Raw genomic sequence first — 25,888 nt, forward strand, 5'->3', positions numbered from 1 at the left:
TGTTCGGCGTTTTCCTCGGTTGTGTCGCCCGCCCGGATTGCGCTCGGTTCACGGCCGGGTGGCGGTTCGGCCGGCGGAATGCTAGACAAATCGTCACGGGTCGACGCGACCAGAGAAACATAAGGACCAGACCGGCTTCGCTCCTTCATGGGGCCTCGCGAAAGAGCCGGCATAGAAAAATCGAGAAGGAACATCATGAAGATCAGTTTCGCCGAACTGGGCGTGCCGAAGGCCGGTACGGTCGTCGTGGGCGTCGGTGAAGACCGTGTGCTCTCCCCCGCCGCCGCGGCGCTCGACAAGGAAAGCGGCGGCGCGCTCGCCCGCGCCATGGCGTCCAGCCGCTTCACGGGCAAGAAGGGGCAGCTGTTGGCCGTGCTGGCGCCCGCCAATCTCGCCATCGATGGCATTGTCCTCGCCGGCCTCGGCAAGCCGGCGGAGCTTGATGCCCTGGCGCTGCAGGCGCTGGGCGGCTCGCTCGTGGCCCATCTGAACGGTGCCGGCGAGAGCGAGGCGACGGTCCGGCTGGGCGCCGTCGACGGCGTGGCGCTCCCGCCGGCCGAGATCGCGGCCAATGTCGCGTTCGGGGCGCGCCTGCGCTCCTACCGCTTCGACAAGTACCGCACCCGGATGAAGGCGGAGCAGAAGCCGACCCTGAAGAAGCTCGCGGTGCAGAGCGACGCCGCGACCGCTGCCAAGAAGTTCTTCGCCGATCTCGACAAGCTGGCCGACGGCGTCTTCTTCACCCGCGACCTCGTGTCCGAGCCCGGCAACGTGCTTTATCCGGAGAGCTTGGCCGAGCAGGCGTCCAGCCTCGCCGAGCTTGGCGTCGAGGTCGAGGTGCTCGACGAGAAGAAGATGAAGAAGCTCGGCATGGGCGCGCTCCTGGGCGTCGGCCAGGGTTCGGTCCGGCCGCCCAGGCTCGTGGTCATGGCCTGGCTCGGTGCCAAGGACAAGCAGGCGGCGCCGGTCGCGGTCGTCGGCAAGGGCATCACGTTCGACACCGGCGGCATCTCGCTCAAGCCGGGCGCCGGCATGGAAGAGATGAAGTGGGACATGGGCGGCTCGGGCACGGTCATCGGGCTCATGAAGGCGCTGGCCGGCCGCAAGGCGCGGGCCAATGTCGTGGGCGTCGTGGCCCTCGCCGAGAACATGCCCGACGGCAACGCGATCCGGCCGGGCGACATCCTGACCTCGATGTCAGGCCAGACGATCGAGGTCAACAACACGGACGCCGAGGGTCGTCTCGTGCTGGCGGACGCGCTCTGGTACGCCCAGGACCGTTTCAAGCCGCGGCTGATGATCGATCTTGCGACGCTGACGGGCGCCATCCTGGTGGCGCTTGGCAGCGAATATGCCGGCCTGTTCTCGAACAACGACGAGCTGGCCGAGCGGTTGGCGGCGGCCGGCAAGGCGGTCGGCGAGCCGCTCTGGCGCATGCCGCTGGGCGAGGCGTTCGACCGGGCGATCGACAGCGATGTCGCCGACATGAAGAACATCACCGGTGACCGCAATGCCGGCAGCTCGATCGGCGGCGTGTTCCTGCAGCGCTTCGTCAATGGCGTGCCGTGGGCGCATCTCGACATCGCCGGCATGGCCTGGTCGAAGAAGGACGCGGCGACCGTGCCCAAGGGGGCGACCGGCTACGGCGTGCGCCTGCTCGAGCGCTTCATCGCCGAGCATTACGAAGACTGAGTGATGCAGGTGACGGCCGCATCATGACCGAGATCGGCTTCTACCACCTGCAACGGAGCCCGCTCGGGGAGGCGCTGCCGCGCCTCCTCGAAAAGGCGCTCGCGGCGGGCCTGCGCGTGCTCGTCCGCGTCCCGAACGAGGCCGAGGTCGAGCGGCTCGTGGTCCAGCTCTGGACCTATGACGCCGGCACCTTCCTGCCGCATGGCAGCGCTCGCGACGGCCGCAGTGCCGACCAGCCGATCTATCTCACCGCCGCCGACGAGAACCCGAACGGGGCGGAGCTCCTGGCTCAGGTCGGCGGCGCCGAAATGTCCGACGTGGGTCCGTTCAAGCGTTGCCTCGACCTGTTCGACGGCGGTGACGATGACCAGGTCTCAGCCGCGCGCACCCGCTGGAAACGCTACCAGGCGGAGGGCCATCAGCTGACCTATTGGCAGCAGAAGCCGAGCGGCGGCTGGGAACGCAAAGCCTGACGCGATGCAGAGTCTGACGCAGGGCTTGCCTGTGGGCAGAAGCGTTGCTCCCATTGCGTGCTTGCGGCTATAAGGCGCCACTCTTTCGCGACGGACCTGCCGTCGGACCCTTTCTCATCCCTCTGGAGACCCGAGGCCATGGCCATCGAGCGCACCCTGTCGATCCTCAAGCCCGACGCGACCCGCCGCAACCTGACCGGCAAGATCAACGCCCGCTTCGAAGAGGCCGGCCTCCGGATCATCGCCCAGCGGCGCATTCTGATGAGCGAGGCGATCGCCGGCCAGTTCTACGCCGTGCATCGCGAACGGCCGTTCTTCAAGGATCTGGTCTCGTTCATGACCTCGGGCCCGGTCGTGGTTCAGGTGCTGGAAGGCGAGAATGCCGTCGCCAAGAACCGCGAGATCATGGGCGCCACCAACCCGGCCAACGCCGCGCCGGGCACCATCCGCAAGGATTTCGCCGAATCGATCGAGGCGAACTCGGTCCACGGTTCGGACAGCCTGGAGAATGCCGCGATCGAGGTCGCGTTCTTCTTCGCCACCTCGGAGATCGTTGCCTAACTTCCGGGCAACCTCGGTCGAAACGGAAACCGCCGCCGGAGCGATCCGGCGGCGGTTTTGTTTTGGGCGGGCCGACCGGTCAGGCGCGTTCGATCCGCGCCGCGTAGCAGCCGCGCTTGGCGTAGTGCGCCTGCAGATAGGCGACATCCGGGTTGGCGAGGAACCGTTCGATCAGGCTTTCGAGCGCCGAGCCCTCGACGAGGTCGGCATCGATCATCAGATGGCCGGCATCGAACGCCCGGACCGACAGCCACCGGCTGCGCATGGCGTCGGGCACTTCATTGACCTGGTCATAGGTCGTCTCGGCACCCTCGCGCACGAAGACGGCGTGGCTCGCACGATACGGCGTGTCGGCGGGCTGGTGGGTGTAGTTGACGAGCAGCAGCGGCTCGCCGACCTCGGCATCGCGGACCTCGATCCGGTCCGGATAGCCGGGCTTGGCGTCGGCGATCACGCGCTGGGCGCCGCGGCAGGCGAGCTCTTCGTCGCTAAGGCCGAACAAGGCACGGAACGGTTCGGGCGAGAGGCCGGTGATACGGAAGTTCATGGCGCAGGGATCCCTTCGAGTGACGCGATGCCGCCACTCTAGGAAGGCCCGGCGCCAGCGACGTTCCGGTTCTTGCGCCGCTATTCGTCAGAACCGGAAGAGCTGCGCCGCGCTCTCGCCGAGGACAATGGCGCGCTCGGCCGCATCGGGCAGCCATTCGCCGAGGAGCGCCAGCGCGTTCGGATAGCTTGCGACCGCTTCGAACTGGGTGTGCGGCCAGTCGCTGCCCCAGACGAGCCGGTCGAGCCCGAACGCCTCCTTGAGCAATGGCACCGCGGCGGCGGCGATTGCCCGGCCACGCTCGATGTCGCCCGTGCGATAGGCGCCGGAGAGCTTGACCCAGACGGCACGGGAGGGGCCTAGCGACAGCAGATGGCGGAAGCCCGGATCGTCCACGCCCTGCGCCGGATCTGGCTTGCCGAAATGATCGACCACGACCGCGACGCCGGCATCGACCAGCGGCGGCAGGATCCAGTTCAGCCGATGCGCCTCGGCCTGAATCTCGATCTGCCAGCCGCGCTCGGCCACGGCGGCAAGATGCCGGCGCCAGCGCAGCGAGCCGAACGGCGGGTCCGGCTCGCCGATCAGGTTGAGCCGCAGCCCCACGACGCCCGCGCGTTCCAGATCGTCGAGCGCCGTCCGCGCGATGTCCGGTGCCACGACGGCGATGCCGCGCAGCCGCGTCGGGTGCTCGGCCAGCGCCTCAATGAGATAGCTGTTGTCGGTGCCGAGAAAGCTCGGCTGGACCAGCACGCCGCGGTCGAGGCCGTACCGGTCGAGCCGGGCGATGTAGGCGTCGATGTCGGCGTCGTAGCCCGGGGCGTAGCGCCGCCCCGGGGCGAGCGGCAGGTCGCGCGTGAAGACGTGGGCGTGGGTGTCGATGGCGATGATGGCTCTCCGGGACTTCTCAGAGGCGGCTGCCGTGAGGGACCAGCTCCGTCGCATCTTCCTCGACCGCTGGGGCTGCGGTGCCGAGGGTCTTCCCGCGGGTCTCCGGCAGGAGTGCCAGTGCCAGCAGGACGAGGGCATAGGCGAAGGCCGCGTCGAGGCCGATCGCCGTGCCGAGCGATATCGAGCCGCTCAGATAGCCGATGAGCGTCGGGAATACGGCCGAAAGGATGCGGCCGAAATTGTAGCAGAAGCCGACGCCGGTGCCGCGCGTGCCGCCGGGATAGAGCTCGTTGAACAGGGTCGCCATGCTGGCCGGGATGCCGGCTGAAAAGAAGCCGAGCGGAAAGCCCAGGAGCAGCATCGCGCCGTTGCCGATCGGCAGCATGACATAGGCGATGACGACCAGGATGCAGCCGAGTGCGAAGCCGGCGACGGTCAATCGGCGGCCGAGCCGGTCCAGGAGCTGGCCTGCGATGACGCAGCCGCAGAAGAAGGCGACGATGATCACGCCCAGGTAGGAGCCGGTCGCGAGCACCGACAGGCCGCGCTCGGCCTTGAGATAGGTCGGCAGCCAGGTCGTGATGCTGTAGTAACCGCCATGGGCGCCGAGGCCGAACAAGCCGCCGACGAGCGTGGCGCGCAGCGTCTCCGGCCGGAAGATGCCGAAGAGTGTCGCGAAGAACGGTGCGCGTTCGGAAGGAGCGTCGCGTCGCGCCGGCTCGGGAATGCCGCGGCGGACATAGAGCACGAGCGCTGCCGGCAGCAGGCCGATGGCGAACAGCACGCGCCAGGCTACCTCCGGCGTCGCAACCGAGAAGACGGCGGCATAGAGCAGCACCGCGCCGCCCCAGCCGACGGCCCAGGCGCTCTGCACCGCGCCCAGCGCCTTGCCGCGATGTTCCGGCCGGATGATTTCCGCCATCAGTACCGCGCCCGCCGCCCATTCGCCGCCGAAGCCGAAGCCCTGCAGCGCCTTGGCGACCAGCAACTGCGAGAAATCCTGGGTGAAGGCGGCGGCGAAGGTGGCGAGGGCGAACCAGAGCACCGTCACCTGCAGCGCGCGGACCCGGCCGACCCGGTCGGCGAGCGCGCCGCCGAGCCAGCCGCCGATCGCGGAGGTGGCGAGCGTGACACTGCCGATGAGCCCGGCCTCTGTGTGGCTCACGTGCCAGGTTGCGATCAGGGCCGGGATGACCAGGCTGAACATCTGGACGTCGAGGGCATCGAGCGCCCAACCGCCGAAACAGGCCCAGAAGGTCCGGCGCTCCACCGGGGCGCACTCGCGATACCAGTCGATCAAGTTCATCCTCCCCGATGGATCTCAGTCATATATATGACTAGAGAAATGACGGAGTCCGGGGCGATGTCAAGTGCTCGAGTCGCGGCGCCTGTCGGCAGATCTCGTCAGCGGATCTCGATCTGATAGCGGAATTGGTCGGCCGGACCGCGCGTACGACGCCACTCGACCGGACGCTCGTCGTATCCCAGCGCCAGCCGCTCGATCGCTACGGCGGGCGTGCCGGGCGGCTGCTCGAGCAGAGTTGCGACCGGTGCCGCCATGGTCTCGACCCAGAGCGTCTCGCGTGCGGAGGCGACGGCCGTGCGGCAATGAGTCTCGTAGAGCGGGTAGAGCAGGTCGCCGAACGCGTTCGGCTCGAGCGCCATCAGCGGCGCGAAGCGATCGGCCGGCAGCCAAATCTCCTCGGCCAGCACCGGGCGCCGGTCGATGAGGCGCAGGCGCGTGAGGCGGATGACCTCGGCGCCGTCGGCGATCGCCAGCGCGCGGGTGACCTCGGGCGGACCTGCCAGCCGCTCGCGCGCCAGGATGCGGCTTTCCGGCACGCGCCGGGTGCCGTCCGGCCCCTGGAAGCGGAAGAAGCGGAAGAGGGAACTGTCGAAGCTCGGTCGGCGGACATAGGTGCCGCGGCCCTGGGCGCGCTCGACCAGCCCTTCGGCGACCAGCAGATCGATCGCCTTGCGCACGGTGCCGACCGCGACCTTGTGGGTTTCGGCGAGCTCGGCCTCGGTCGGGATGGCGGCACCGGGGCGCCAGACATGGCGGGTGATATCGCCGGCGATCTGGTCGCGCAGGCGCTGGTAAAGCGGCAGTCGATGGTCGGAGTCCATGGCCGCAGTATCGATTTCGCGCTTGTCCGGATCAAGCGGACGCGCTGGAGCGCCAAGACGAAAACCGCCGCGCGGGCGGCTCAGCCCGGCGGCGGTCGATGATTGGAGTCAGTCGGTGATCGGGTTATGGCGCCGGATCAGGCGACCAGGAAGAACCACAGGCAGACGACGAGCAGGAGTACCGCGGCGGTGCCGTACTTCACGAAATTGGTGAAGCCGTGCCAGATCTGCTGGTGCCGGACGAGTTCGGTATCAGCCATCGCGAAATCCTCGAAAGAAGCCTGGGAGAAAGAAGAACGATACCGCGGTGTTACCCCCGAGCGGGCGGGCTTGGCAAGGGCGGCCTTGGCCGATCGGGCGGATTCATCAATTCTTCCAACGCGCCGAGGAACTGATCGTCGATCCGGGCGCGCGTGCCCTCGATCGTGACGCGCCCCTCGGCGACGAGCCGCAATGCCTGAGGATAGATCTTGTGCTCGGCCTTGAGCACGCGCGCCGCCAGCGTCTGCTCGTCGTCGCCCGGCAGCACCGGGACGACGGCCTGCACCAGAATCGGGCCGTCGTCGAGCCGCGGCCGCACGATATGCACGGTGCAGCCGTGGAAGCGCACGCCGGCCTCGAGCGCCTGGCGATGGGTGTGCAGGCCCTTGAAGCTCGGCAGCAGCGAGGGATGGATGTTGATGATGCGGTCGCGCCAGAGCTCGACGAACATCTCGCTCAAGACGCGCATGAAGCCCGCGAGGCAGATGAATTCGACATCGGCCGTGCGCAGCGCCGCGTCGATCGCCTGATCGAACGCCAGCCGGTCGGGATATTCCTCGTGCGGGACGACCGCGGTCGCGATGCCGGCGCGTGCCGCCCGGTCGAGCGCCTTGACGCCCGGCTTGTTCGAGACGACGAGCACGATTTCCGCCGGGAAGCCCGGCCTCCGGCACAGGTCGATCAGCGCCTGCAGGTTCGAGCCGTTGCCCGAAACGAGGACGCCGACTTTCAGGCGGGCCATGCCGCCGATCCCAGCGCCGGAATGGCGCAGCCAGGTGCCTCGGCCGGGCGCGGCACGATGCGGCCGATCTGGCGCACCGTCTCGCCCTTCTCGGCGAAGATCCGCTCGATCCGGTCAGCGTCGGCGGCCGCGACCACGGCGATCATGCCGATGCCGCAGTTGAAGGTGCGCGCCATCTCGGGGGCGGCGATGCCGGCCGTTTCGGCAAGCCAGCGGAACACCGGCGGCAGCGACCAGGCGGCGACGTCGAGCTCGGCCTGGAGCGTGTCCGGCAATACGCGCGGGATATTCTCCAGAAGGCCGCCGCCGGTGATGTGGGCAAGCGCCTTGACGCCGCCGGCGCGCACGGCGGCCAGGCAGGACGTGACGTAGAGCCGGGTCGGCTTGAGCAGCGCCTCGGCCAGCGACAGTCCGGGGGCGAACGGGGCAGGGGCGGCATAGTCGAGCTGCGCCTCGGCCACGACCTTGCGCACGAGCGAGAAGCCGTTCGAATGCAGCCCGCTCGAGGCGAGGCCCAGGATGACATCGCCCGCTGCGACCTTGGTGCCGTCGATCACCTGGTCGCGCTCGACGGCACCGACCGAGAAGCCGGCGAGATCATAGTCGCCGTGGGCATACATGCCGGGCATCTCGGCGGTCTCGCCGCCGACCAGCGCACATCCCACCTCCTGGCAGGCCTGGGCGATGCCGGCGATGATCGCCTTGCCCGCCGCCACGTCGAGCTTGCCCGTCGCGTAATAATCAAGGAAGAACAGCGGCTCGGCGCCCTGGACGACCAGGTCGTTCACGCACATGGCGACGAGGTCGATGCCGACCGTATCGTGCTTGCCCGAATCGATCGCGATCTTGAGCTTGGTGCCGACGCCATCGGTCGTCGAAACCAGCAGCGGATCCTTGAAGCCGGCGGCCTTCAGGTCGAAGAACGCGCCAAAGCCGCCGAGGCTGGCGTTGGCCCCCGTGCGGGAGGTGGCGCGGGCCAGCGGCTTGATCGCCTCGACCAGCGCATTGCCGGCATCGATATCGACGCCTGCGTCACGGTAGCTTTGACTCTTCATGGCATCCTTGTGCGTTATACGGGCGGTGCGGCCCTGGGGCGCTCCGGGGGTGCGAAGCGGGGCGACCCGCCTTGCTGACCGGGGGACGCGCGACCAAGCCCATAGGACAACCGATTGGCGGCGACCATACTTGAAACGGGACGGACTTCAATGATCGAGCGACGCTTCCCTGGCTTGCGCATGGCAGGGCCGGGCCCCTTTGGGGCTGCGGTCCTGGCGCTGGCGCTCCTGCTGTGGGCGCGTCCGGCCGCCGCGGCCGGGTTTCCTTCGGCCTACGTGGTCGCCGACGTGCCGGTCGACGCGACGGCACAGAGCGCCGTGCAGGCGCGCGAGGCGGCACGGCTCGACGGCGAGCGCCGCGCGTTCCGCCAGCTGCTCGAGCGTTTGACGCAGAAGGGCGACTGGCAGCGCCTGCCACAGCCGAGCGACGACACGATCGTCAACCTCATCCAGGATTTCGAGGTCAAGGACGAGCACAGCTCGTCGGTCCGTTACCTCGCGAGCTACACCTATCGCTTCAGCCCGAACGGCGTGCGCAAGCTGCTGCATGAAGCGCACCTGACCGTGACGGAGCTCGCGAGCAAGCCCGTGGTGATCGTGCCGTTGCTGCGGACGGGCGATACGGCCCGGCTGTGGGACGACCCGAACCCCTGGCGCGCCGCCTGGGGTGCTGCGAACGGCCGCTCCGGTCTCGTGCCCTGGGTGCTGCCGACAGGCGACCTCGCCGACATGTCGGTGCTCGACGCGCCGGCGGCCGGCAAGCCTGCGCCCGAGCAGCTGCAGGCGCTGGCGCAGCACTACGGCGGCGGCGACGTGGTGGTCGCGACCGCCGCACCGGGCGGCGACGGGCTCGAGGTCACGGTCGCGCGCTACAGCCCGGACGGCTCGGCCGATCCCGTCACCGTCCAGGTACCCGGCGCCAAGGCCGATACCGCGCTCTATGCCGCCGGCGTGGTCGCGGCCGAAAAGGCGCTCGAGGACAAATGGAAGCAGCTGACGTTCGGCGGCGGCGAGCAGGAATCGATCCTGTCGGTGACCGTGCCCATCACCAGTGCTGCCGACTGGGGCGCGGTGCGCGAGCGGCTTTCCAAGATCCCGTTCGTGCGCGGCGAGCAGGTCGATCTGTTCGGGCACTCAGAGGTGCACATCAGGCTCCGGGTGCGCGGCAGCGCCGACCTGCTGAAGATCGGCTTCGCCCAGCAGGACTTGGTGTTTACGCCCGGCCAACCGACGGCGACGCTCGCGCTGAAGACGCCGGTTTCGGCCGCGCAGCCCGCTAGCGCCGCGCCGGTATCGGCCGGCCAATAGCCGGGCGGCGCGAGGCCTGATCGCTTCGCGCTCGACCGGTGGGGCCGATCTGCGATACTCGGGAAGCAGGGGACGGGCGCCGGAACGATTGGCAGGCCCGGCGGAGAGGTGTTCATGACTCAGGCTTGGGGCCGCACATTGTTCTGGATCGGGGCCGTGGTGCTTGCCGCCTATGTGCTCAATCTCTTGAGTAGCATTCTCCTGCCGTTCGTGATGGGCTCCGCCATTGCCTTCCTGCTCGATCCGTTCGTCATCCGGCTCGACCGGCTGCGCGTGCCCCGGTCGCTGGGCTCGATCCTGGTGCTGTTCGCGTTCCTGGCGCTCATCGTCGCGTTCATCCTGCTGCTGGTGCCGCTGCTCGAGAACCAGATCACCGCCCTCGTCAGCCATTTCCCGGCCTATCTCGCGATGGTGCGCGACGAGATCGACCATTTCCTGGCATTGCTGCAGGACCGGCTCGACCCCGACCAGGTCGCGAAGCTGCGCGATGCTGCGAGCGCCAAGGTGGGCGATATCCTCGCCGGCATCGGCAAGGTCATCACCTCGCTGCTGACCGGCGGCATCGCGATCGCCAACCTGCTCTCGCTCGTCTTCATCACGCCGATCGTCGCCTTCTTCCTGCTCCGGGATTGGGAGGTGCTGCTGGCGACGATCGATTCCTGGCTGCCGCGCGAGCACGCCGAGACGATTCGCGAGCAGGCGCGCCTCATCGAGCAGACGCTGAGTGGCTTCCTGCGCGGCCAGGCGTCGGTCTGCCTGCTGCTGGGCATGTTCTACGGGCTGGCGCTCACCATCATCGGGCTCGATTTCGGGCTGGTGCTGGGGCTCGTGTGCGGCTGCCTCATCTTCATCCCGTTCCTCGGCGGCTTCACCGGCGGCCTCCTGTCGGTCGGCCTCGCCTTCGCCCAGTTCGGCAGCTGGCACAAGCCGCTTGTGGTCGCAGCACTGTTCGTCGTCGGTCAGACGCTCGAGGGCAACATCATCACGCCCAAGCTGGTCGGCGACCGGGTCAACCTGCATCCGGTCTGGCTGATCTTCTCGCTGCTCGCGTTCGGCGCGCTGTTCGGCTTCGTCGGCGTGCTGATCGCCGTCCCGATGGCTGCCGTCATCGGCGTGCTCGTCCGCTTCGCGCTCAAGCGTTATCTCCTGAGCCCGCTCTACGACCCTGCCAACGCAGTCCCGGCCAATGAATCGGATGCCTGCCCCCCCGATTCCTATCATCGGGATGCCAGTCATCAGGATGTCGGTCATCGGGATGTCGGTGCCCCGCCGGCCGGCGGTACGCCGTGATCGCCCCGCCGGTCCAGCTGCCGCTCGACCTCGGCCACCGGCCGGCCCTCGACCGCGACGCTTTCCTGGTGACCGACAGCAATGCCGCCGCCGTCGGCTGGATCGACCGCTGGCCGGCCTGGCCGATGCCGGCGCTCGTGCTGGAGGGGCCGCCGGGTGCCGGCAAGACCCATCTTGCGAGCGTCTGGCGCGCGCGGGCCGATGCCGGGCTCATCGACGGACCCGCGCTCGACGCGGCCGCCGTGCCGCGTCTGCTCGAGGCCGGCCGGCCGCTCGTCGTCGAGCAGGCCGACCGCGCGGCCGAGCAACCGCTGCTGCACCTCTATAACGGCTCGGCGGAGCGACGCCTCAGCCTGCTGCTGACGGCCGACCGGGCGTCGGCGCGCTGGGGCACCGCGTTGCCCGATCTTGCCTCACGCCTCAAGGCCTTGCCGGTCGTCGCCATCCTCCCGCCGGACGACCCGCTGATCCATGCGGTGCTGATCAAGCTGTTCGCCGACCGTCAGCTGATGATCGCCGAGGACGTCGTCGATTTCCTGACGGCGCGCATGGAGCGCTCGTTCGAGGTGGCGCGGCGGCTCGTGGCGGCGATCGACGCGGCGGCGCTCGCGGCCCATCGGCGGGTGACGGTGCCGCTTGCCCGCGACGTGCTGCGCCGGCTCTATCCGGACGAGGGGTAACGCTCAGTCGCGGGACTCTTAGTCTCGGGCGGGCGTGAACACGTCGAGGCGGCGCAGCGGCAGACGCCCGAGCTCGTCCCAGTCGTCGGCCACGAATTCGAGCCGGGCGCGCGCCGCAGTCGGGAAATGGGCGACCTGGCCGATGCCTTCCGCCAGGAGATTGGCGAGATCATGCAGCCCTGGATTATGGCCGATCAGCCAGGCATGGCTGATCTCGCCCGGAATACGCCGCAGGCGCGCGAGCAGCGCCTCGACGTCGGCCATATAGAGCGCATCCTCGACCAGGACCGGCGGCGTCGTTTCCCAGGCTTGGCTCAGGAGCGCCCAGGTCTCGCGCGTCCGCGTGGAGGTGGAGCACAGGACCAGGTCGGGCCGGGCGCCGGCGGTCTCGACGCCGACCTGGCGGGCGGCGCTGCGGCCGCGCCCGTTGAGCGGGCGGCTGTGGTCGTCGACTCCGGGCAGGGCCGGCACGGCTTTCGCGTGGCGCAGCAAAGTGAGTTTCCTGATTGGCATCGTCCTCCGGCGTCCTCCGGCTTCATCATATCGCTCAGAGCAGGATGTGCCGGTGCTGCCCGCGCGACGCAAGCGTCCGACGATGAAAACTGGTGGGAGCCGGATCGATTCCTGGTAGGGTCCCGCCGCATTGCCGTCGCCCGAGGCCCGGGGAGCGGCCAAGACCCAGCCAACTGAGCCAGCCAACTGAGGAAGAGATGAGCGACGAGAACAACCAGATGGACGCGCTTTACGACAAGGCCGCCGAGATCGCCGACCGGCATCTGGTGGCGGCGCTCGAAGAGGGCGGCGCGCTCGGCTACCTCGTCGGCGTCATGATGGTCGAGGCCGCGGTGAACGCGGCGGCGGAAGCGACCAGCCGCGAGGATATCGTCCGCCTGCTCAAGGACCTGACCGAGCAGATCGAGCAGGACATCAAGGCCAATCCGGGCGAATGACCGGCCGAATGCTCCCCTAGGGCCGATGCCCAGTCGGCTTGTCCGCCTGGGCATCGTTAACCGACAACTCCCATCCATCGTTAAGAAGCCCTTCAGCGACCGGGTGCATACTCGGTCGCGTGATGGATGGAGTCGGGCCTTGGAACGCGGTCTCCGGCGTCAACCGGAGGGGCATTTGGCAGAATGCCACAGCTTGTGGCTAATTTTGCGGCGCCGAGAAAATGGGCGCAGCTGCGAAATGCCCAGTATTTGTGCCGCGCGCACCGGGCTTTCTCCAGTATTTTCCATTAGCTGAAAATTTGCATAAAAGTCCGTGGAAGTGACGGATGAGAGCGCTTGACCGAGGGCCAAGGCTGCTTAGATTGTGACCGCCGTCATTGTTACGGACTGATGAAATGCGAGACGGTGTTCGTCCGTTATCCAGGAACGAAGCCGGCCGATGCGGGTTGTAACAGGGCGCACACGCTGAGCGGTTCTGCCGATGACTTCGGCAGCGAAGATCAGCGTCGAGTCGATACACGACGCGACGCGCGGGCTTCGGATTACTTTTGGAAGGTGTGACGGCACATGCTGTACGAGGCTTATCAAGCGCACGTCGACGTGATGGGTCCGTTTCGCGTTATGGCCCAAGCAACCGGCGCTTTTCTGAAGCAGCCCTGGCCGGGGCTGAACGACAATGTCATGGTCCGCGCAATGGCGGCCGCCTGCGAACTGGTCGTTCGCTCGGGCATGTCGCACAGTCGCCCGGCATTCGGCATCGACACGGTGCGGGTCGGCGGCCGCGAGGTTGCGGTGACGGAGGAGAACGTGCTGCAGACGCCGTTCGGCAATCTGCTGCATTTCGCCAAGGACGGTTCTGAGGAGCAGCCGCGGGTCCTGCTGGTCGCGCCCATGTCGGGGCATTTCGCGACGCTGCTGCGCGGCACGGTCAAGACGCTGCTGCCCGACAATGACGTCTACATCACCGACTGGAAGAACGCGCGCAACGTCTCGCTCATCCATGGCCGGTTCGATCTTGACGATTTCATCGACACGATCACCGGCTTCATGAACTTCCTCGGGCCCCGGAATCACGTCATCGCCGTGTGCCAGCCGGCGGTGCCGGTTTTCGCGGCGGTGTCGCTGATGGCGGCCGACGGTGCGCCCAACCAGCCGGCGACCATGACGCTGATGGGCGGCCCGATCGACACGCGCATCAATCCGACCCAGGTGAACGTGCTCGCGACCACGCGCGACATCGACTGGTTCGAGCGCAACGTCGTCACCTCGGTCCCGCTGCGCTATCCGGGTGCTTTCCGGCGCGTTTATCCGGGCTTTCTGCAGCTCGCCGGCTTCATGACCATGAATCTCGACCGGCACGTGAACGCCCATGTCGATCTGTTCCACCATCTGGTGAAGGGCGACGGCGAGAGCGCCGAGGCGACGCAGAAGTTCTATGACGAATATACCGCCGTCATGGACCTGCCGGCCGAATTCTACCTGCAGACCATCCGCGAGGTGTTCCAGGAGCACGCGCTGCCGCTCGGCCGCCTGGTGTCGCGCGGCCGCAAGGTCGAGCCGCGCGCGATCAAGCGGACCGCGCTGCTGACGGTCGAGGGCGAGAAGGACGACATCTGCGCCGTCGGCCAGACGTCGGCCGCCCAGGACCTGTGCACGGGGCTCGCGGCCAGCAAGAAGGCGCATCACCTGCAGCGCCAGGTCGGTCACTACGGCGTGTTCAACGGCCGCCGCTGGTCGACCGAGATCTATCCGGTGGTGCGCGACTTCATCCGTAGCCACGGCTGACGTCGACACCCGCGTGAGCGGACAAGGAAAGGCCCCGGATCGTGCGATCCGGGGCCATTGCATTTCCGGCGTGCCGTCGCTAGCCGATGGTCTCGTCGTAGGTCATGACAAGGTAGACAACGGTCTCCGTGTCGTCGGGATTGCGATAGCGATGAGGCCGGCCGGCCTCGAACAGGATGGCGTCGCCGGTATTGAGCAGATGGCTTTCCTCGCCGTCGAACAGCTCGAGGCGCCCCTGGCTCACGGTCAGATTCTCCATCGTGCCCGGCGCATGGGCCAGTGCCGCCTCCTCATGGCCGGGCGCGATCCGGATCTCATAGAATTCGACGCGCCGTTCCCCGTCGAACGGGAAGAGCGCCCGCGAGGTGAAGCGGCCCTGACTCGACGACAGGATCTTCGCCTGATCGAGCCTGAGCACGGCCGTGCCTCCCGCCGCGTCCGCTGCGGTCAGCGTGGCGAAGGTGACGTCGAGCGCCGTCGCGATCTTCCACAGGAGCCCGATGGTGGGGGCACTCCGGCCGAGCTCGATCTGTCCCAGCATGCCGCGGCTGACGCCCGACAGCTTGGCGAGCCGCTCCAGCGAATAGCCGCGCCGTGTCCGCAACCGGCGGAGATTGCGGCCGACGATCGCCGCCAGTTCGGCGGCAGGGTCCTTGCCGTCTGTGACATCGACCATATCCGACCGGTCGGTTTCAGCGGTATCAGCGTGTTCAGCGTGCATTCCAGGCTCATGCCGGCAAAATATCCTGGGCGATATGTCCGTTATGCCGGATGTGCTGTCAAGCCAGGGCCGTAACGGCCGCCGCACCGATGGCGTCAGGCCGAATTTGGGCGGTAAGATCAGTTTCGTGCCACCGGCATGCCAATAGGAGCGGATTGGTGATGGAGCCTGCCCTCCAGCCCGTCTTCAGAGCAGCGCGCGGCCGCCTCGGCGGCACGACCGTGCAAGCGACCGCCGCGGGGCTCGTGGTGGCGCTGGTGCTTTCGCTCGTCGGGCTCGACCTCTGGCATGCCTGGAACGCACGGGCGGTGGCGCTCGACATTGCGGGCGTCCGGGCGCAGAGCCTCGCGGACTCGACGGCCCAGCAAATTGCCCGGGCGATCGATCTGGTCGACCTGCCGCTGCGTGAGGTGCAAGACCGAGTGGCGGCCGGCGGGCTGGATCCGGCGCGCGCGCCGGAACTCGACGCGCTGCTGCGCAATCGGGCGCGGGCGACGCCGCAACTGCGCGATCTCGTGGTGCTCGATCAGGACGGGCGCTGGTTCGCGAGCTCCTTTGCAAGCCATGCCGAGGGCAGTGCCGAAGGGCGCGAGTTCTTCCAGATGCACCGCGATCAGCTCGATCGCGACGTTGCGATCTCGGCCCCCTATCTTAGCCGCAGCACGGGTCGCTACAGCATCGCGATCTCGCGCCGGCTCGACGATGCCCATGGCCGCTTCGTCGGCGTCGCGGTCGCCGCGATGGATCTCTCCTTCTTCGACAACCTTTGTGCGGGCTTGCCCCTCGGCCGGCACGGGACGATCGTGCTGTTCCGCTCCGATGCCGTGCTGCTGACGCGCTGGCCGGTGCTGGTACCGGTGCTGGGCAAGAGCTTCGCGGACGGTCCGCTGTTCCGCGACCATGTCCGGCAATCGCCGACCGGCGCCTTTGTCACGCCGTCGATGATCGATGGGGTGCGGCGGGTCGAGGCCTATCACCGCTCGACCGAGCTGCCGCTGGTGGTCGTGATCGGCGTCGCGGAAAGCGAGGCGCTCGCCCGCTGGCGCCGCGACTTCCGGGCTCATCTGGTCGGCATCGGTCTGCTCGGAACATTGTCGGGTTTGCTCGGCTGGCGGCTCGTCGCGCTCTGGCGCCGGCAGAACGAGGCCGAGATCGAGACGGCACGGGTCATGGCCGACTACCGGCTGCTCGCCGAAAATGCCGGCGACATGATCGTGGTCAATGATCTCGTGACGCTCGAACGTCACTACGTCTCGCCGGCCTCGCGAGGGATCTTCGGCTTCTCGCCGGAGGAAATGATCGCGACCCAGCCGGGTGACCAGCTGCATCCGGACGACCGGGACCGGGTGATCGCCATCTGGCACGGGCTCGCGGATGGCGCCGGCGAAGGGCTGAGTTGCCATCGCATGCGCCATGCCGACGGCAGCTGGGTATGGGTCGAGTCGAAGGCCCGGCTGGTACGCGACGCAGCCGGCCGGCCGACCGGCGAGATCGTGAGCCTCGTCCGCGATGTGGGCGCCCGTATCGCCGCCGAACGCGCCCAGCGGGAGAGCGAGGCGCGGTTCCGGGCGATTGCCGAGAATGCGACCGACATGATCCTGCGCATCGGGCCGGACTGCACGCGGCGTTACGTGTCGCCCGCCTGTCGCGAGATCCTCGGCATCGAGCCGGAAGAGATGATCGGGCATCAGAACCCGTGCCTGATCCATCCGGACGACCAGTCCATGGTGGCCGATCGTTTCGCGGCGGAATTGCGCGGCGAGGGGCCCGAGATCGGCGTCTACAGCTTCCGCGCGCTCCATCGCGACGGGCATACGCTCTGGCTGGAGGCGCGCGATCGGGTGCTTCGGGACGAGAGCACCGGGCGGCCGATCGAGCTCATCAGCATGCTGCGCGACGTGACCGAGCGGGTGGAGCAGGCGGAAGCGCTGCGCGAGAGCGAGGCGCGCTACCGGCTGCTCGCCGAAAACGCGACCGACATGATCATCCGGCTGACGCTCGATGGGCGCCGCGTCTATCTTTCGCCGGCCTATCGCGACATCCTCGGCTACGATCCGGACGAGCTGCTCCAGGGCGTTACCGGCGATATCGTCCTCGCCGCGGACCGGCCGAAGGTGCTCGCAACGCTCGCCGAACTCGGCGCGGGGCGCCGTGATGCGGCCGCCATCGATTATCGCGTCCACCATCGCGACGGGCATCTCGTCTGGGTCGAGACGCGAGTGAAGCTCGTGCGCGACGCCGCGACCGGGACGCCGCTCGAGATCGTGGGCGTGGTGCGCGACGTCAGCCTGCAGAAGGCGAACGAGGAGAAACTGCGGGCGGCGCGCGAAGAGGCCGAGCGATCGAACCGGATGCGCAGCGCCTTCTTCTCGAACATGAGTCACGAACTGCGCACGCCGCTCAATGCCGTGATCGGGTTTGCCGACCTGATGCGCCAGGAGAGCCTGGGGCCGCTCGGCTCGGCGAAATATCGGGAGTATGCGGAGGACATCCACGCCAGCGGCGAGCATCTGCTCGCCATCATCACCGATATCCTCGATTTCGCGAAGCTCGAGGCCGGGGCGCTGGTGCTCCACCAGGAGTCGGTGACGCTGGGCGCGCTGGTCCAGACAAGCTGCCGTCTGATGGCGGCGCGGGCGGAGCAGAAGGGTGTGGCGCTTAACTATGTAGTGACGGACGACATGCCGGAAGCGGTCGGCGATCCGGTCCGCATCAAGCAGGTACTGCTCAATCTCCTGTCCAATGCCATCAAGTTCACGCCGGTCGGCGGCCGGGTCGTCGTGTCGACCAGCCTGTTGGCCGACGGCTCACCGGCGATCTTGGTCGCCGATACCGGCATCGGTATCGCGCAGGAGGATCTGTCGAAGGTGATCGAGCCGTTCGGCCAGGTCGACAACGCGCGCAACCGCGAGGGCGACGGCACCGGCTTGGGCCTGCCTCTGTCACGTCGGCTCATGGAAATGCAGGGCGGCACGCTCGAGATCGCCTCGTCGCTCGGCGTCGGAACGACTGTGACCGCCCGGTTCCAGCGGGTCGCAGACGATGAGGGCAACGCGGCGCTGGCCTCGACCGGCTAGGGTCGGATCGAATTGAGCGGAATGGCACGGCGCTTCCGCTCGCGCCCGCGGAATAGAACACCACCCGGTCCAGTCTCTTGGTCTATTCGCGTTCAGAGCGCGCCCTGACCCCGATGGCGTGTGCCCTCATCGAACGGCGCGCGTGCAGGAGGCAGAGTCCATGGCAATACCGCTATTGCAACACGCGCCGCGCTGGCTCACGGAAGCCACGCTCGCACTCGCCCTTCTCGCATCGTCCTCTGGCCCGGCGGCGGCCGGTGTCGTCGTCCAGACCGACATTGTCTCCGATGGCAAGCCGCCAGCTGTGGTCACGGATCACAACCTCCTCAATGCCTGGGGCATTTCCTATGCGCCGACCGGGCCGTTCTGGATCTCGGCCAACGGTGCCGGCCTCGCCCTCGTCTTCGACGGTCAGGGCACCAAGCTCCTCACGGTGACCATACCGGCCCCGCCCGGTGCCACCGGCGCGTCGGCGCCGACCGGCCAGGTGTTCAACGCGACGCAGGATTTCGTGGTGAGCGCCAAGGACAAGTCGGGCATGACCCATTCCGCGCCGGCCGTCTTCCTGTTCGCGACCGAGGACGGCACCATCTCGGGCTGGTCGCCCAAGGTCGACCCGACCAATGCGGTGATCGCCGTCAACCATTCGACCTTGAATCCGAGTGCGGTCTATAAGGGCCTCACCATCTTTACCGACGCGAGCGGCAGCTACCTGCTCGCTACCAATTTCCGCTTCGGCGTGGTCGAGGTCTATGACGGCCACTTCCATCTGGTCCGCACCTTCCGCGATCATCGCCTGCCCAGCGACTTCGCGCCCTTCAACATCCAGAACCTGAACGGGCATCTCTACGTCACCTATGCCAAACAGGACGCCGAACGACATGACGACGTGAAAGGCGTCGGCAACGGCTTCGTCGAGCGGGTCGACATCTTCGGCACGATCAAGGCGAGCGTCCACGACCGGGACGACCTGAACTCGCCCTGGGGCCTGGCGATCGCACCGCGAAGCTTCGGCCGCTTCGCCGGCAAGCTGCTCGTCGGCAATTTCGGCGACGGCGCAATCCATGCCTTCCGCCCTGGCAACCTGCATGCGCGCGGCGCGCTCAAGACCGATGGGGCCCACGAGAAGCGCCATGATCTCAAGATCGACGGACTCTGGGCCTTGATTGTCGGCAACGGCGGCAAGGGTGGCGACAAGGACAAGGTCTATTTCTCCGCTGGCCCGAACGGAGAGGCGGACGGGTTGTTCGGCAACCTCGCCTTCGTCCACCACGAGGACGACGACCAGGGCGAGAATGAGGATTGAGCCGGCCGCCAAGCTCGCGCCTCGGCCGTGATTGGCCGGGGGCGAGCCTCGGCAATGGAAACGGCCCGCCGGAGCATCCCCGGCGGGCCGTTTTGTCATGCGCATCACCGGATGGCCGGTCGCGCGCCTAATGCGCCTTCAGAGCCTAATGCGCCTTCAGAAACGTGATCACGGCCTGCCGGTCGGCTTCATCCTTCAGGCCCGCAAAGGTCATCTTCGTGCCGGGCATGAAGCCTCGCGGGTCCGTGAGATAGCGGTCGAGCACCTCGGGCGTCCAGACCACGTGCGAGGCCTTGTTTGCCGTCGAGTAGGAGAAATCCGGGATGCTGCTGGCCGGGCGTCCGACGACCCCGGCAAGCGACGGGCCTACCCGGTTCTTGCCCGCTTCGATCGAGTGGCAGAGCGCGCAGGTGCGCCGGAAGATCTGCGCGCCATCGTCCTCGGCGCGGGCGCCGGTTGCCACCATCGTCATGACGGAGGCCAGCCCGGCGAGCACGGCAATTTGCACAGATGAAGGCATAGCGCGGCCCCTCGAAGGGCTCTCGTGAAGCCAATGGTGCTGCTTCTAGAGACGTGAGCCCGCGGTGGAATATTCCATGCGCGCTGGGTGTCCTCGGACCAATGGGGGAAGTCATCGCAGCGCACCCAGCGCGCCTGGGGCGCGGGAGCGTCGCCATGGCACCGATGCGCAGCGAGGGGCAATGGGCGGCCGTGGTCGTGGCCGCCGTCGCGGGGATGGGGACCCTCGTCGGCATTGCCGTGGCGGTGTTCTATCCTCGAGGCGCTGATGCGCTGCCGCTCTATGCCCGGCAGACCGGCGAGCCCTGCGCCACCTGCCACGTGGCATTTCCCGAACTGACACCGGTCGGCCGCCGCTTCAAGCTCAACGGCTACACGATGGGCGGGGGCACCTCGACGTTGCCGCCCTTCGCAGTCATGCTGCAGCCCGCCTACACCCACACCGAGGCGGGCCAGCGGGGTGGCGCCGCCCCGCATTTCGGGCCGAACAACAACCTGGCCCTGCAACAGGCAAGTCTCTTCACTGGCGGGCGGATCACCGATCACGCCGGGGCCTTCGTCCAGGCGACCTACGACAGCACGGCGCGCCGCTTCGGCTGGGACAATACGGACATCCGCTACGCCAACACCGGAACCCTATTCGGCGAGGACCTGATCTGGGGCGCCACGCTCAACAATAACCCGACGGTGCAGGACGTCTGGAACACAACGCCGGCCTGGCGCTTTCCCTTCATTTCCTCGTCGCTCGCACCAAAGCCCGCTGCAGCCACCTTGGTCGAGGGCACTCAGGCACAGAAGGTCGCCGGTGCCGGCGCCTATGCGTTCTGGAACGACCTCCTTTATGTCGAGCTTTCGGGCTATCGCTCGCTGTCGAAGCGGACCCAAACCTTCTTCGGCGTCGACACGACCGGGGAGTCTCCGATCTCCGGCACGGCCCCCTATTGGCGCGTGGCGGTCGAGCCCGGCTGGGGTAACAACCATCTGGAGGTCGGCACGTTCGGTCTTTCGGCCGATGTGGTCCCCTCGAGGAAGATCGGCTTCGGCACCGATCACGTCTCCGATATCGGCCTGGACCTGCAGTACCAGTACATCGGCGAGCGCGACGCCGTCACATTGCGCGGCTCGTGGATCCATGAGAGCCAGACGCTCGGCGCCAGCCGGCCCCTCGGTCTCGCCAGCAACGGGCACGACCTGCTGCGCAGCACCAACCTCTCGGCCTCATACACCTACGATCGGACCTGGAGCGTGACCGGCGGCTATTTCGCCATCAACGGCAGCGCCGACGCGCAGCTCTATGGCACGCCCACCGGCAGTCCGAACGGCGACGGCTGGATCGCCGAGATCGCGTACCTGCCGTTCAGCCACGGCGGACCGTCGTTCTGGCCGCAGCTCAACGGCCGCATCGGCATCCAGTACATCATCAACGACAAGTTCAACGGCGGCCGCACGAACTTCGACGGCAGGGGCCGCAACGCGTCGGACAACAACACCCTCTTTCTCTATGCCTGGATCGCCTTCTGAGGCGCCGAAGGTGCTTCGCCGCAGGCAGCTACGCGGCGCCGTCCGCCAGGCGCTGCAGCACCACTGCCGCCTCGTCCGGCCATGGCTTCGACTTGCGGTTCTCGCCATCCATCAACACGACGATGCTTTCCGCGATCGCGACGCAGCGGCCCTCGTTGAACAGACCCTGGGCGAAGGCGACGGAGCTGCGGCCGAGCCGGGCGAGCCGGGTCCCGACCGCGGCCGTGCCGGGATGATGCATCTCGTGCCGGAACTCGACGGTGATCTTGACCAGCGCGAACAGGTCGGTTGGTTCGATCAGCGGGCGCACCACCGTATCGAGGAAGTGGACGCGGCCGTTCTCGAAGAAGCTCGCGAACACCACGTTGTTGACGTGGTTCTGCCGGTCGACGTCGCCGTAGCGCAGCACGTCCTCGACCCAATCGTGATAGCTCGCCCGGTCGGTTGGATCGAGGGCCGGCGGGGCGAAACCGGCGCTGCTCATGAGGCTGCGTCGTGGGTGGTGAACGCGATGCCCTCCGCGATCAGCCGGTCGATCTCGGTCTCCGAATAGCCCGCCTTGGCCAGCACCGCACGCGTCGCATGACCGAACTTCTGCGGCACGCTGCGCAGGCCGCCCGGCGTGCGCGACAGCTTGATCGGCGTGCCGAAGCCGCTGTATTCGCCTTCCTCGATGACCATCTCGCGATGGATCGTTTGCGGGTGCTCCACGACGTGGGACAGATCGAGCACCGGCCCGCAGGGCACACCCTCGGCCAGCAGCCGCTCCGCCAGGTCATAGCCGTCGAGTTCGTCCAGCACCGGCTGCAGCAGCGCCGTCAGCGCGTCGCGGTTGGCGACGCGGTCGCGGTTGGCGGCGAAGCGCGGGTCGTCGATCAGCGCCTCGACGCCCAGCCGCCGGCAGAACATCGCGTATTGCCGGTCGTTGCCGACCGCGAGGAAGATCGGCACGGTCTTGGTCGGGTAGCAGTCATACGGGCTGATGTTCGGGTGCGCGCTGCCGGTGCGACCCGGAATCTTGTTATTGATCAGGTAGTTGGCGAGATGCGGGTGCAGCAGGGCCACGCCGCTGTCGAACAGCGAGGCTTCGACGAACTGGCCCTGGCCCGACTTGCCGCGCTCGATCAGTGCCATCAGGATGCCGAGCGCCGTGTTGAGCCCGGTCGCAAGGTCGACGATCGGAATGCCGAGGCGGAGCGGGGAGCCGCCGCGCTCGCCGTTGACGCTCATCAGGCCCGCCATGCCCTGGATCACCGCGTCGTAGCCGACCCGGCCGCCCAGCGGGCCGTCGCTGCCGAACCCCGAGACGCGGGCGTGGATCAGGCGCGGGAAGCGCGCGCGCAGCGTCTGTTCGTAGCCGATGCCCCAGCGCTCGAGCGTGCCGGCCTTGAAATTCTCGACCAGCACGTCGGCGTCCTCGAGCAGGCGGAACAGGATCTCGCGCGCCTCGGGCTTGGTGAAGTCCATGGCGACCGACTGCTTGTTGCGGTTGACGCCAATGAAATAGGACGCGTCGCCGTCGCGGAACGGCGGGCCCCAGCCGCGCGTCTCGTCGCCGGTCGGCGGCTCGATCTTGATAATCTCCGCGCCGTGGTCGCCCAGGATCTGCGTGCAGTAAGGACCGCCGAGCACGCGGGTCAGGTCGACGACCCGGATGCCGGCGAGCGCGCCGGGATGGGGTTGAATGGTCATGGAACGGTCTCTCCGGCAGGGGCGCGCCAGCCGAGCACCTCGGCGGCGAAGGCAGGATAGGTCTCGGCCAGGTCTTGTGCGACCGGGCCGCGCATCAGCGCGAGATCGGCCTCGGACGGCTCTGCCGTCGTCGGCACCACGTCCGGTGCCGCGAAGGTGAAGCCCGTGCGGTCGCGCACTTCCTCGAGTGTCACACCCGGGTGCAGGCTCGCGAGCGTGAAGCGGCCGGCCGTCTTGTCGAAATGGAAGACGCAGAGGTTGGTCACGAGCGCATGTGGGCCGCCCGGCCGATAGACGCCAGGGGCGCTGGTGCCAGGCGCCGACACGAAATCGACCTGCTCGACCAGCGTGCGCCGGGTGTGCTCCAGGCGGAACAGGATGACCTTCGGCACGACGTAATAGAGATAGGCCGAACCGAATGAGCCGGAGAAGCGCGCCTTCGGCGCCGCATAATCGCCGATCGCCACCAGGTTGACGTTGCCGGCGCCGTCGATCTGGCCGCCCGAGAGGAAGAACGCGTCGATCCGGCCCTGGCCGGCGCAGTCGAACAGCTCGCGCCCGCCATCGGTGAAGAAGCTGTGGCGGCGGCTGTTCAAGATCGACACGCGCATGCCGTCATGGCGCCGGGCGCCGAGCAGTGCCGCGGCGGCCGGAATCGGCGACAGCGCGCCGACCGCAACGTGGCGCACTCGGCCGATGAGCTCGGCCACCACGCCAATCAGCAGTTCCTCGGGACGGCAATTCCCGGTCATCGCGCGAGCTCCCGGGCGAGATATGTGGCGAAGCCGGCGTCCGTCGCCGCGAGCTCGGCATATTCGGCGAGGTGCGGGCCGTCGTTCGGTCGGGCGCCGAAGCGGATGGGCCGGGTGCCCTCGGGCACAATGGCGACGCGGCCAACATAGAGCGCCGGCAGCGTGCCGGCCGCGAGCGTGTCGTCGGCGAGCAGGTCGCCGTCATAGAGCCGCTCGACCGTCACGACGCTCGTGGCCGAGGCATGGGCCATGGTGACGAGTTCCCGGCGCTTGCCGACCCAGACATTGCCGTTGCGATCGGCCATGGGGGCGTGGAACAACGCCACGTCCGGCCGGATCGCCGGGATGAGCGCCACCGGATCGTCGCCCGAACCAAAAGGATTGTCGATCACGCGCCAGTCGGGCCGGACCTTGATGAGGTCGCTGCCGATGAGCCCGCGCATGGCGGTGAAGGGCGCACCCTTTTCGCTCGCCTGCAGCCCGGCGTGGATGGCGGGGCAGGTTGCATCCTTGATGCGGATGCGCTGCTCGCGGATTGCCGCCGTGAAGCGCGGGGCAAGGCCGTATTCGCCGAGCGTGACGGCCGCGGTCTCGATCTCGGCGACGACGCCGGCACCGATCAGCAGGTCCGCCTGCAGGCCGCTCTGGGGCACGCAGACGAGGCGCAAGTTCCGGATGCCGCGCCGGATGAGCGCCCGCGTCGCCGCCATGGCGACGCCGGCATAGTCGGGCGGGATCGCCACAAGCGCGCCGTCCTCGACGAGGCGCAGAGCGGCATCGAGATCGGTCGGATGTCCGGCGGTCACAGGCCCGGCTCCTCAGCTGACGCGATAGAGATGGACGCCGTCCGTCCGGGTTTCGCGCGTAAGCTCGCCACAGCGGCGCATGTAGTTGAGATGGGCCACCACCTCGCCGACAGCGAAGCCGGTCTGGTGCGCGTCGAGCGGACGGTGGAACAGCACCGGGATGATGTCGGCAGCACTTTTGGGCGCCGCGCGGCAGGCGTCGGCGATTTCGGCGCAGCGGTGCCTGTGGTGCTGGACCAGCTCGTCGATCCGGCGGTGCAGGCCGTAGAACGGCAGGTTGTGGCAGGCGAGCACGAAGGCATCCTCCGGCAGGCTCGCCCGGATCTCGGCCAGCGAGCGGAGATAGAGGCCCAGGGGATCGGCCTCCGGCTCCATCGACCAGACGCTGACGTTCGGCGAGATTTTGGCCAGGATCTGGTCGGCCGAGAAGAACAGCTTGGTTGCGGGCTCGAACAGCATGACCTGCTCCGGCGCGTGCCCGGCACCGGTCAGGATGTCGAAGCCGCGGCCGCCGAGGGGCAGCCGGTCCCCGGCCATCAGGCGGAGAAAGGTCGGCGGCAGGCCGGTCGTCCGCTTCAGGTAACTGTGGCCGCGTCCCACGACTTGCTCGATCTGCTCGGTATTGAGGCCGGTCGTGCGGTGGAACGCGCGCAGCGGCTCGTCGCCGATGCCGGTCTGGTCGAGCTGCATTGCGTGGCTGAACAGATATTCCGTCTGGCTCATGTGGAGCGGCAGGCCATAGCGCTCGCACATCCAGCCGGCCAAGCCCACATGGTCCGGGTGGAAGTGGGTGACGATGAGACGGGTGAGCCGGCTGCCGGCGAGCGGGCCGGCCAGCACAGCCTGCCACGCGGCGCGCGTTGCGTCGTCGCCGAGCCCGGTGTCGAGCACGGCCCAGCCGCCCTCGTCCTCGATCAGGTAGACATTGACGTGATTCAGCTGGAAGGGCAGGGCCAGGCGCAGCCAAAGCACGCCGGGGGCGATTTCCACGAGGCCGCCCGGCTCGGGCGGTGCCGCATGCGGAAAGGTGAGACCGGCGGCCGCGGCCGCCGCTGGGGTCGAACTGCTCATCCAGAGCAAACTAAGGGATCAGGACTGCCCTCACAAGCGCCGCCAGTGGAACCTTGGCGTC

26 protein-coding genes are annotated in these 25,888 nt (G+C 68.0%); 11 read left to right on the plus strand and 15 right to left on the minus strand.

All coding sequences use genetic code 11. From position 1 onward, the window contains the following. Positions 1 to 195: 195 nt before the first annotated feature. The 3 genes from IEY58_RS17035 (at position 196) to ndk (ending at position 2,726) form a co-directional block, all read left to right on the plus strand. On the plus strand, positions 196 to 1,692 hold the full coding sequence (locus IEY58_RS17035) for a leucyl aminopeptidase (protein WP_189047875.1): 1,497 nt from the start codon (positions 196 to 198) through the stop codon (positions 1,690 to 1,692). Positions 1,693 to 1,715: 23 nt separating this feature from the next. Further along, positions 1,716 to 2,165 (plus strand): DNA polymerase III subunit chi, encoded by a 450-nt coding sequence (locus IEY58_RS17040; RefSeq protein WP_189047876.1) that lies wholly within the window; start codon positions 1,716 to 1,718, stop codon positions 2,163 to 2,165. A 138-nt stretch (positions 2,166 to 2,303) separates the two neighbouring features. After that, on the plus strand, positions 2,304 to 2,726 hold the full coding sequence (gene ndk / locus IEY58_RS17045) for a nucleoside-diphosphate kinase (RefSeq protein WP_189047878.1): 423 nt from the start codon (positions 2,304 to 2,306) through the stop codon (positions 2,724 to 2,726). Between the two features lie 79 nt (positions 2,727 to 2,805). Here ndk and IEY58_RS17050 read toward each other — a convergent pair whose 3' ends face one another. The 7 genes from IEY58_RS17050 to purM form a co-directional block, all read right to left on the minus strand. Continuing rightward, a complete protein-coding gene (locus IEY58_RS17050) occupies positions 2,806 to 3,273 on the minus strand; it encodes a DUF1203 domain-containing protein (RefSeq protein ID WP_189047880.1) in 468 nt (155 codons plus the stop codon). An 87-nt stretch (positions 3,274 to 3,360) separates the two neighbouring features. Next, positions 3,361 to 4,218 (minus strand): amidohydrolase family protein, encoded by an 858-nt coding sequence (locus IEY58_RS17055; RefSeq protein ID WP_189047882.1) that lies wholly within the window; start codon positions 4,216 to 4,218, stop codon positions 3,361 to 3,363. Continuing rightward, a complete protein-coding gene (locus tag IEY58_RS17060) occupies positions 4,181 to 5,464 on the minus strand; it encodes an MFS transporter (protein WP_189047884.1) in 1,284 nt (427 codons plus the stop codon). Before IEY58_RS17060 ends, IEY58_RS17055 begins: the two co-directional genes overlap by 38 nt. 104 nt (positions 5,465 to 5,568) lie before the next feature. Next, complete coding sequence (locus IEY58_RS17065) at positions 5,569 to 6,291, minus strand: GntR family transcriptional regulator (protein ID WP_189047886.1); 723 nt, start codon at positions 6,289 to 6,291, stop codon at positions 5,569 to 5,571. A gap of 137 nt (positions 6,292 to 6,428) precedes the next feature. Further along, positions 6,429 to 6,551, minus strand: a complete 123-nt coding sequence (locus IEY58_RS17070; protein WP_189047888.1) for an aa3-type cytochrome c oxidase subunit IV — start codon at positions 6,549 to 6,551, stop codon at positions 6,429 to 6,431. A gap of 50 nt (positions 6,552 to 6,601) precedes the next feature. Continuing rightward, positions 6,602 to 7,294 carry a phosphoribosylglycinamide formyltransferase gene (gene purN, locus IEY58_RS17075; RefSeq protein ID WP_189047890.1) on the minus strand — a complete coding sequence of 231 codons (693 nt, stop codon included), beginning with the start codon at positions 7,292 to 7,294 and terminating at the stop codon, positions 6,602 to 6,604. Then, on the minus strand, positions 7,282 to 8,349 hold the full coding sequence (gene purM, locus IEY58_RS17080) for a phosphoribosylformylglycinamidine cyclo-ligase (RefSeq protein ID WP_189047892.1): 1,068 nt from the start codon (positions 8,347 to 8,349) through the stop codon (positions 7,282 to 7,284). The genes purN and purM overlap by 13 nt, the downstream gene beginning before the upstream one ends. Positions 8,350 to 8,499: 150 nt before the next feature. Between purM and IEY58_RS17085 the strand changes: the two genes are divergently transcribed. The 3 genes from IEY58_RS17085 (at position 8,500) to IEY58_RS17095 (ending at position 11,627) form a co-directional block, all read left to right on the plus strand. Then, positions 8,500 to 9,657 (plus strand): DUF2066 domain-containing protein, encoded by a 1,158-nt coding sequence (locus IEY58_RS17085; RefSeq protein ID WP_189047894.1) that lies wholly within the window; start codon positions 8,500 to 8,502, stop codon positions 9,655 to 9,657. A gap of 114 nt (positions 9,658 to 9,771) precedes the next feature. Continuing rightward, positions 9,772 to 10,947, plus strand: coding sequence for an AI-2E family transporter (locus tag IEY58_RS17090; protein WP_189047896.1), 1,176 nt, complete (start codon positions 9,772 to 9,774; stop codon positions 10,945 to 10,947). Further along, positions 10,944 to 11,627, plus strand: a complete 684-nt coding sequence (locus tag IEY58_RS17095; protein WP_308422437.1) for an HdaA/DnaA family protein — start codon at positions 10,944 to 10,946, stop codon at positions 11,625 to 11,627. Before IEY58_RS17090 ends, IEY58_RS17095 begins: the two co-directional genes overlap by 4 nt. Positions 11,628 to 11,645: 18 nt before the next feature. Here IEY58_RS17095 and IEY58_RS17100 read toward each other — a convergent pair whose 3' ends face one another. After that, the gene (locus IEY58_RS17100) at positions 11,646 to 12,140 is read right to left on the minus strand and encodes a SixA phosphatase family protein (protein ID WP_189047898.1); all 495 of its coding nucleotides are present in this window, start codon (positions 12,138 to 12,140) and stop codon (positions 11,646 to 11,648) included. Positions 12,141 to 12,337: 197 nt separating this feature from the next. On the opposite strand from IEY58_RS17100, the gene IEY58_RS17105 reads away from it, so the two are divergent. Both IEY58_RS17105 and IEY58_RS17110 read left to right on the plus strand, forming a co-directional pair. Next, positions 12,338 to 12,577 (plus strand): hypothetical protein, encoded by a 240-nt coding sequence (locus tag IEY58_RS17105; RefSeq protein ID WP_189047900.1) that lies wholly within the window; start codon positions 12,338 to 12,340, stop codon positions 12,575 to 12,577. 567 nt (positions 12,578 to 13,144) lie between these two features. Beyond that, a complete protein-coding gene (locus IEY58_RS17110) occupies positions 13,145 to 14,362 on the plus strand; it encodes a polyhydroxyalkanoate depolymerase (protein WP_189047902.1) in 1,218 nt (405 codons plus the stop codon). A 79-nt stretch (positions 14,363 to 14,441) separates the two neighbouring features. Here IEY58_RS17110 and IEY58_RS17115 read toward each other — a convergent pair whose 3' ends face one another. Continuing rightward, a complete protein-coding gene (locus IEY58_RS17115; protein ID WP_189047903.1) occupies positions 14,442 to 15,038 on the minus strand; it encodes a helix-turn-helix domain-containing protein in 597 nt (198 codons plus the stop codon). A gap of 206 nt (positions 15,039 to 15,244) precedes the next feature. On the opposite strand from IEY58_RS17115, the gene IEY58_RS17120 reads away from it, so the two are divergent. Then, complete coding sequence (locus tag IEY58_RS17120) at positions 15,245 to 18,160, plus strand: PAS domain S-box protein (RefSeq protein WP_189047905.1); 2,916 nt, start codon at positions 15,245 to 15,247, stop codon at positions 18,158 to 18,160. Between the two features lie 160 nt (positions 18,161 to 18,320). Beyond that, positions 18,321 to 19,466, plus strand: a complete 1,146-nt coding sequence (locus IEY58_RS17125; RefSeq protein ID WP_189047907.1) for a TIGR03118 family protein — start codon at positions 18,321 to 18,323, stop codon at positions 19,464 to 19,466. A gap of 145 nt (positions 19,467 to 19,611) precedes the next feature. On the opposite strand, the gene IEY58_RS17130 is transcribed toward IEY58_RS17125, so the two are convergent. After that, positions 19,612 to 19,962 carry a c-type cytochrome gene (locus tag IEY58_RS17130; RefSeq protein ID WP_229743774.1) on the minus strand — a complete coding sequence of 117 codons (351 nt, stop codon included), beginning with the start codon at positions 19,960 to 19,962 and terminating at the stop codon, positions 19,612 to 19,614. Positions 19,963 to 20,141: 179 nt separating this feature from the next. Here IEY58_RS17130 and IEY58_RS17135 point away from each other — a divergent pair, with 179 nt between their 5' ends. Next, positions 20,142 to 21,506, plus strand: coding sequence for a hypothetical protein (locus IEY58_RS17135; protein WP_229743775.1), 1,365 nt, complete (start codon positions 20,142 to 20,144; stop codon positions 21,504 to 21,506). A gap of 28 nt (positions 21,507 to 21,534) precedes the next feature. Here IEY58_RS17135 and IEY58_RS17140 read toward each other — a convergent pair whose 3' ends face one another. Genes IEY58_RS17140 through IEY58_RS17160 form a run of 5 tightly spaced genes read right to left on the minus strand, consistent with a single transcriptional unit; the run spans position 21,535 to position 25,827 of the window. Beyond that, positions 21,535 to 21,990, minus strand: coding sequence for an acyl-CoA thioesterase (locus IEY58_RS17140; RefSeq protein ID WP_189047912.1), 456 nt, complete (start codon positions 21,988 to 21,990; stop codon positions 21,535 to 21,537). After that, complete coding sequence (locus tag IEY58_RS17145) at positions 21,987 to 23,198, minus strand: CaiB/BaiF CoA transferase family protein (RefSeq protein ID WP_189047914.1); 1,212 nt, start codon at positions 23,196 to 23,198, stop codon at positions 21,987 to 21,989. The genes IEY58_RS17140 and IEY58_RS17145 overlap by 4 nt, the downstream gene beginning before the upstream one ends. Then, complete coding sequence (locus IEY58_RS17150) at positions 23,195 to 23,950, minus strand: CoA-transferase (RefSeq protein WP_189047916.1); 756 nt, start codon at positions 23,948 to 23,950, stop codon at positions 23,195 to 23,197. The genes IEY58_RS17145 and IEY58_RS17150 overlap by 4 nt, the downstream gene beginning before the upstream one ends. Further along, positions 23,947 to 24,756: a CoA transferase subunit A gene (locus IEY58_RS17155; protein ID WP_229743776.1), complete on the minus strand. Its 810-nt coding sequence runs from the start codon at positions 24,754 to 24,756 to the stop codon at positions 23,947 to 23,949. Before IEY58_RS17155 ends, IEY58_RS17150 begins: the two co-directional genes overlap by 4 nt. 12 nt (positions 24,757 to 24,768) lie before the next feature. Next, the gene (locus IEY58_RS17160) at positions 24,769 to 25,827 is read right to left on the minus strand and encodes an MBL fold metallo-hydrolase (RefSeq protein ID WP_189047918.1); all 1,059 of its coding nucleotides are present in this window, start codon (positions 25,825 to 25,827) and stop codon (positions 24,769 to 24,771) included. Between the last annotated feature and the right edge of the window lie 61 nt (positions 25,828 to 25,888).

Origin of the sequence: Aliidongia dinghuensis, assembly GCF_014643535.1 — a bacterium.
In the GTDB taxonomy this organism is placed as follows: Bacteria; Pseudomonadota; Alphaproteobacteria; order ATCC43930; family CGMCC-115725; genus Aliidongia; species Aliidongia dinghuensis.

Bases quoted from the DNA above. Each gene is read 5' to 3' on its own strand.
- IEY58_RS17035 (WP_189047875.1), top strand. From the start codon at position 196: ATGAAGATCAGTTTCGCCGAACTGGGCGTGCCGAAGGCCGGTACGGTC.
- IEY58_RS17040 (WP_189047876.1), top strand. From the start codon at position 1,716: ATGACCGAGATCGGCTTCTACCACCTGCAACGGAGCCCGCTCGGGGAG.
- ndk (WP_189047878.1), top strand. From the start codon at position 2,304: ATGGCCATCGAGCGCACCCTGTCGATCCTCAAGCCCGACGCGACCCGC.
- IEY58_RS17050 (WP_189047880.1), bottom strand. From the start codon at position 3,273: ATGAACTTCCGTATCACCGGCCTCTCGCCCGAACCGTTCCGTGCCTTG.
- IEY58_RS17055 (WP_189047882.1), bottom strand. From the start codon at position 4,218: ATGCGACGGAGCTGGTCCCTCACGGCAGCCGCCTCTGAGAAGTCCCGG.
- IEY58_RS17065 (WP_189047886.1), bottom strand. From the start codon at position 6,291: ATGGACTCCGACCATCGACTGCCGCTTTACCAGCGCCTGCGCGACCAG.
- IEY58_RS17070 (WP_189047888.1), bottom strand. From the start codon at position 6,551: ATGGCTGATACCGAACTCGTCCGGCACCAGCAGATCTGGCACGGCTTC.
- purN (WP_189047890.1), bottom strand. From the start codon at position 7,294: ATGGCCCGCCTGAAAGTCGGCGTCCTCGTTTCGGGCAACGGCTCGAAC.
- purM (WP_189047892.1), bottom strand. From the start codon at position 8,349: ATGAAGAGTCAAAGCTACCGTGACGCAGGCGTCGATATCGATGCCGGC.
- IEY58_RS17085 (WP_189047894.1), top strand. From the start codon at position 8,500: ATGATCGAGCGACGCTTCCCTGGCTTGCGCATGGCAGGGCCGGGCCCC.
- IEY58_RS17090 (WP_189047896.1), top strand. From the start codon at position 9,772: ATGACTCAGGCTTGGGGCCGCACATTGTTCTGGATCGGGGCCGTGGTG.
- IEY58_RS17100 (WP_189047898.1), bottom strand. From the start codon at position 12,140: ATGCCAATCAGGAAACTCACTTTGCTGCGCCACGCGAAAGCCGTGCCG.
- IEY58_RS17105 (WP_189047900.1), top strand. From the start codon at position 12,338: ATGAGCGACGAGAACAACCAGATGGACGCGCTTTACGACAAGGCCGCC.
- IEY58_RS17110 (WP_189047902.1), top strand. From the start codon at position 13,145: ATGCTGTACGAGGCTTATCAAGCGCACGTCGACGTGATGGGTCCGTTT.
- IEY58_RS17115 (WP_189047903.1), bottom strand. From the start codon at position 15,038: ATGGTCGATGTCACAGACGGCAAGGACCCTGCCGCCGAACTGGCGGCG.
- IEY58_RS17120 (WP_189047905.1), top strand. From the start codon at position 15,245: ATGGAGCCTGCCCTCCAGCCCGTCTTCAGAGCAGCGCGCGGCCGCCTC.
- IEY58_RS17125 (WP_189047907.1), top strand. From the start codon at position 18,321: ATGGCAATACCGCTATTGCAACACGCGCCGCGCTGGCTCACGGAAGCC.
- IEY58_RS17135 (WP_229743775.1), top strand. From the start codon at position 20,142: ATGGCACCGATGCGCAGCGAGGGGCAATGGGCGGCCGTGGTCGTGGCC.
- IEY58_RS17140 (WP_189047912.1), bottom strand. From the start codon at position 21,990: ATGAGCAGCGCCGGTTTCGCCCCGCCGGCCCTCGATCCAACCGACCGG.
- IEY58_RS17145 (WP_189047914.1), bottom strand. From the start codon at position 23,198: ATGACCATTCAACCCCATCCCGGCGCGCTCGCCGGCATCCGGGTCGTC.
- IEY58_RS17150 (WP_189047916.1), bottom strand. From the start codon at position 23,950: ATGACCGGGAATTGCCGTCCCGAGGAACTGCTGATTGGCGTGGTGGCC.
- IEY58_RS17160 (WP_189047918.1), bottom strand. From the start codon at position 25,827: ATGAGCAGTTCGACCCCAGCGGCGGCCGCGGCCGCCGGTCTCACCTTT.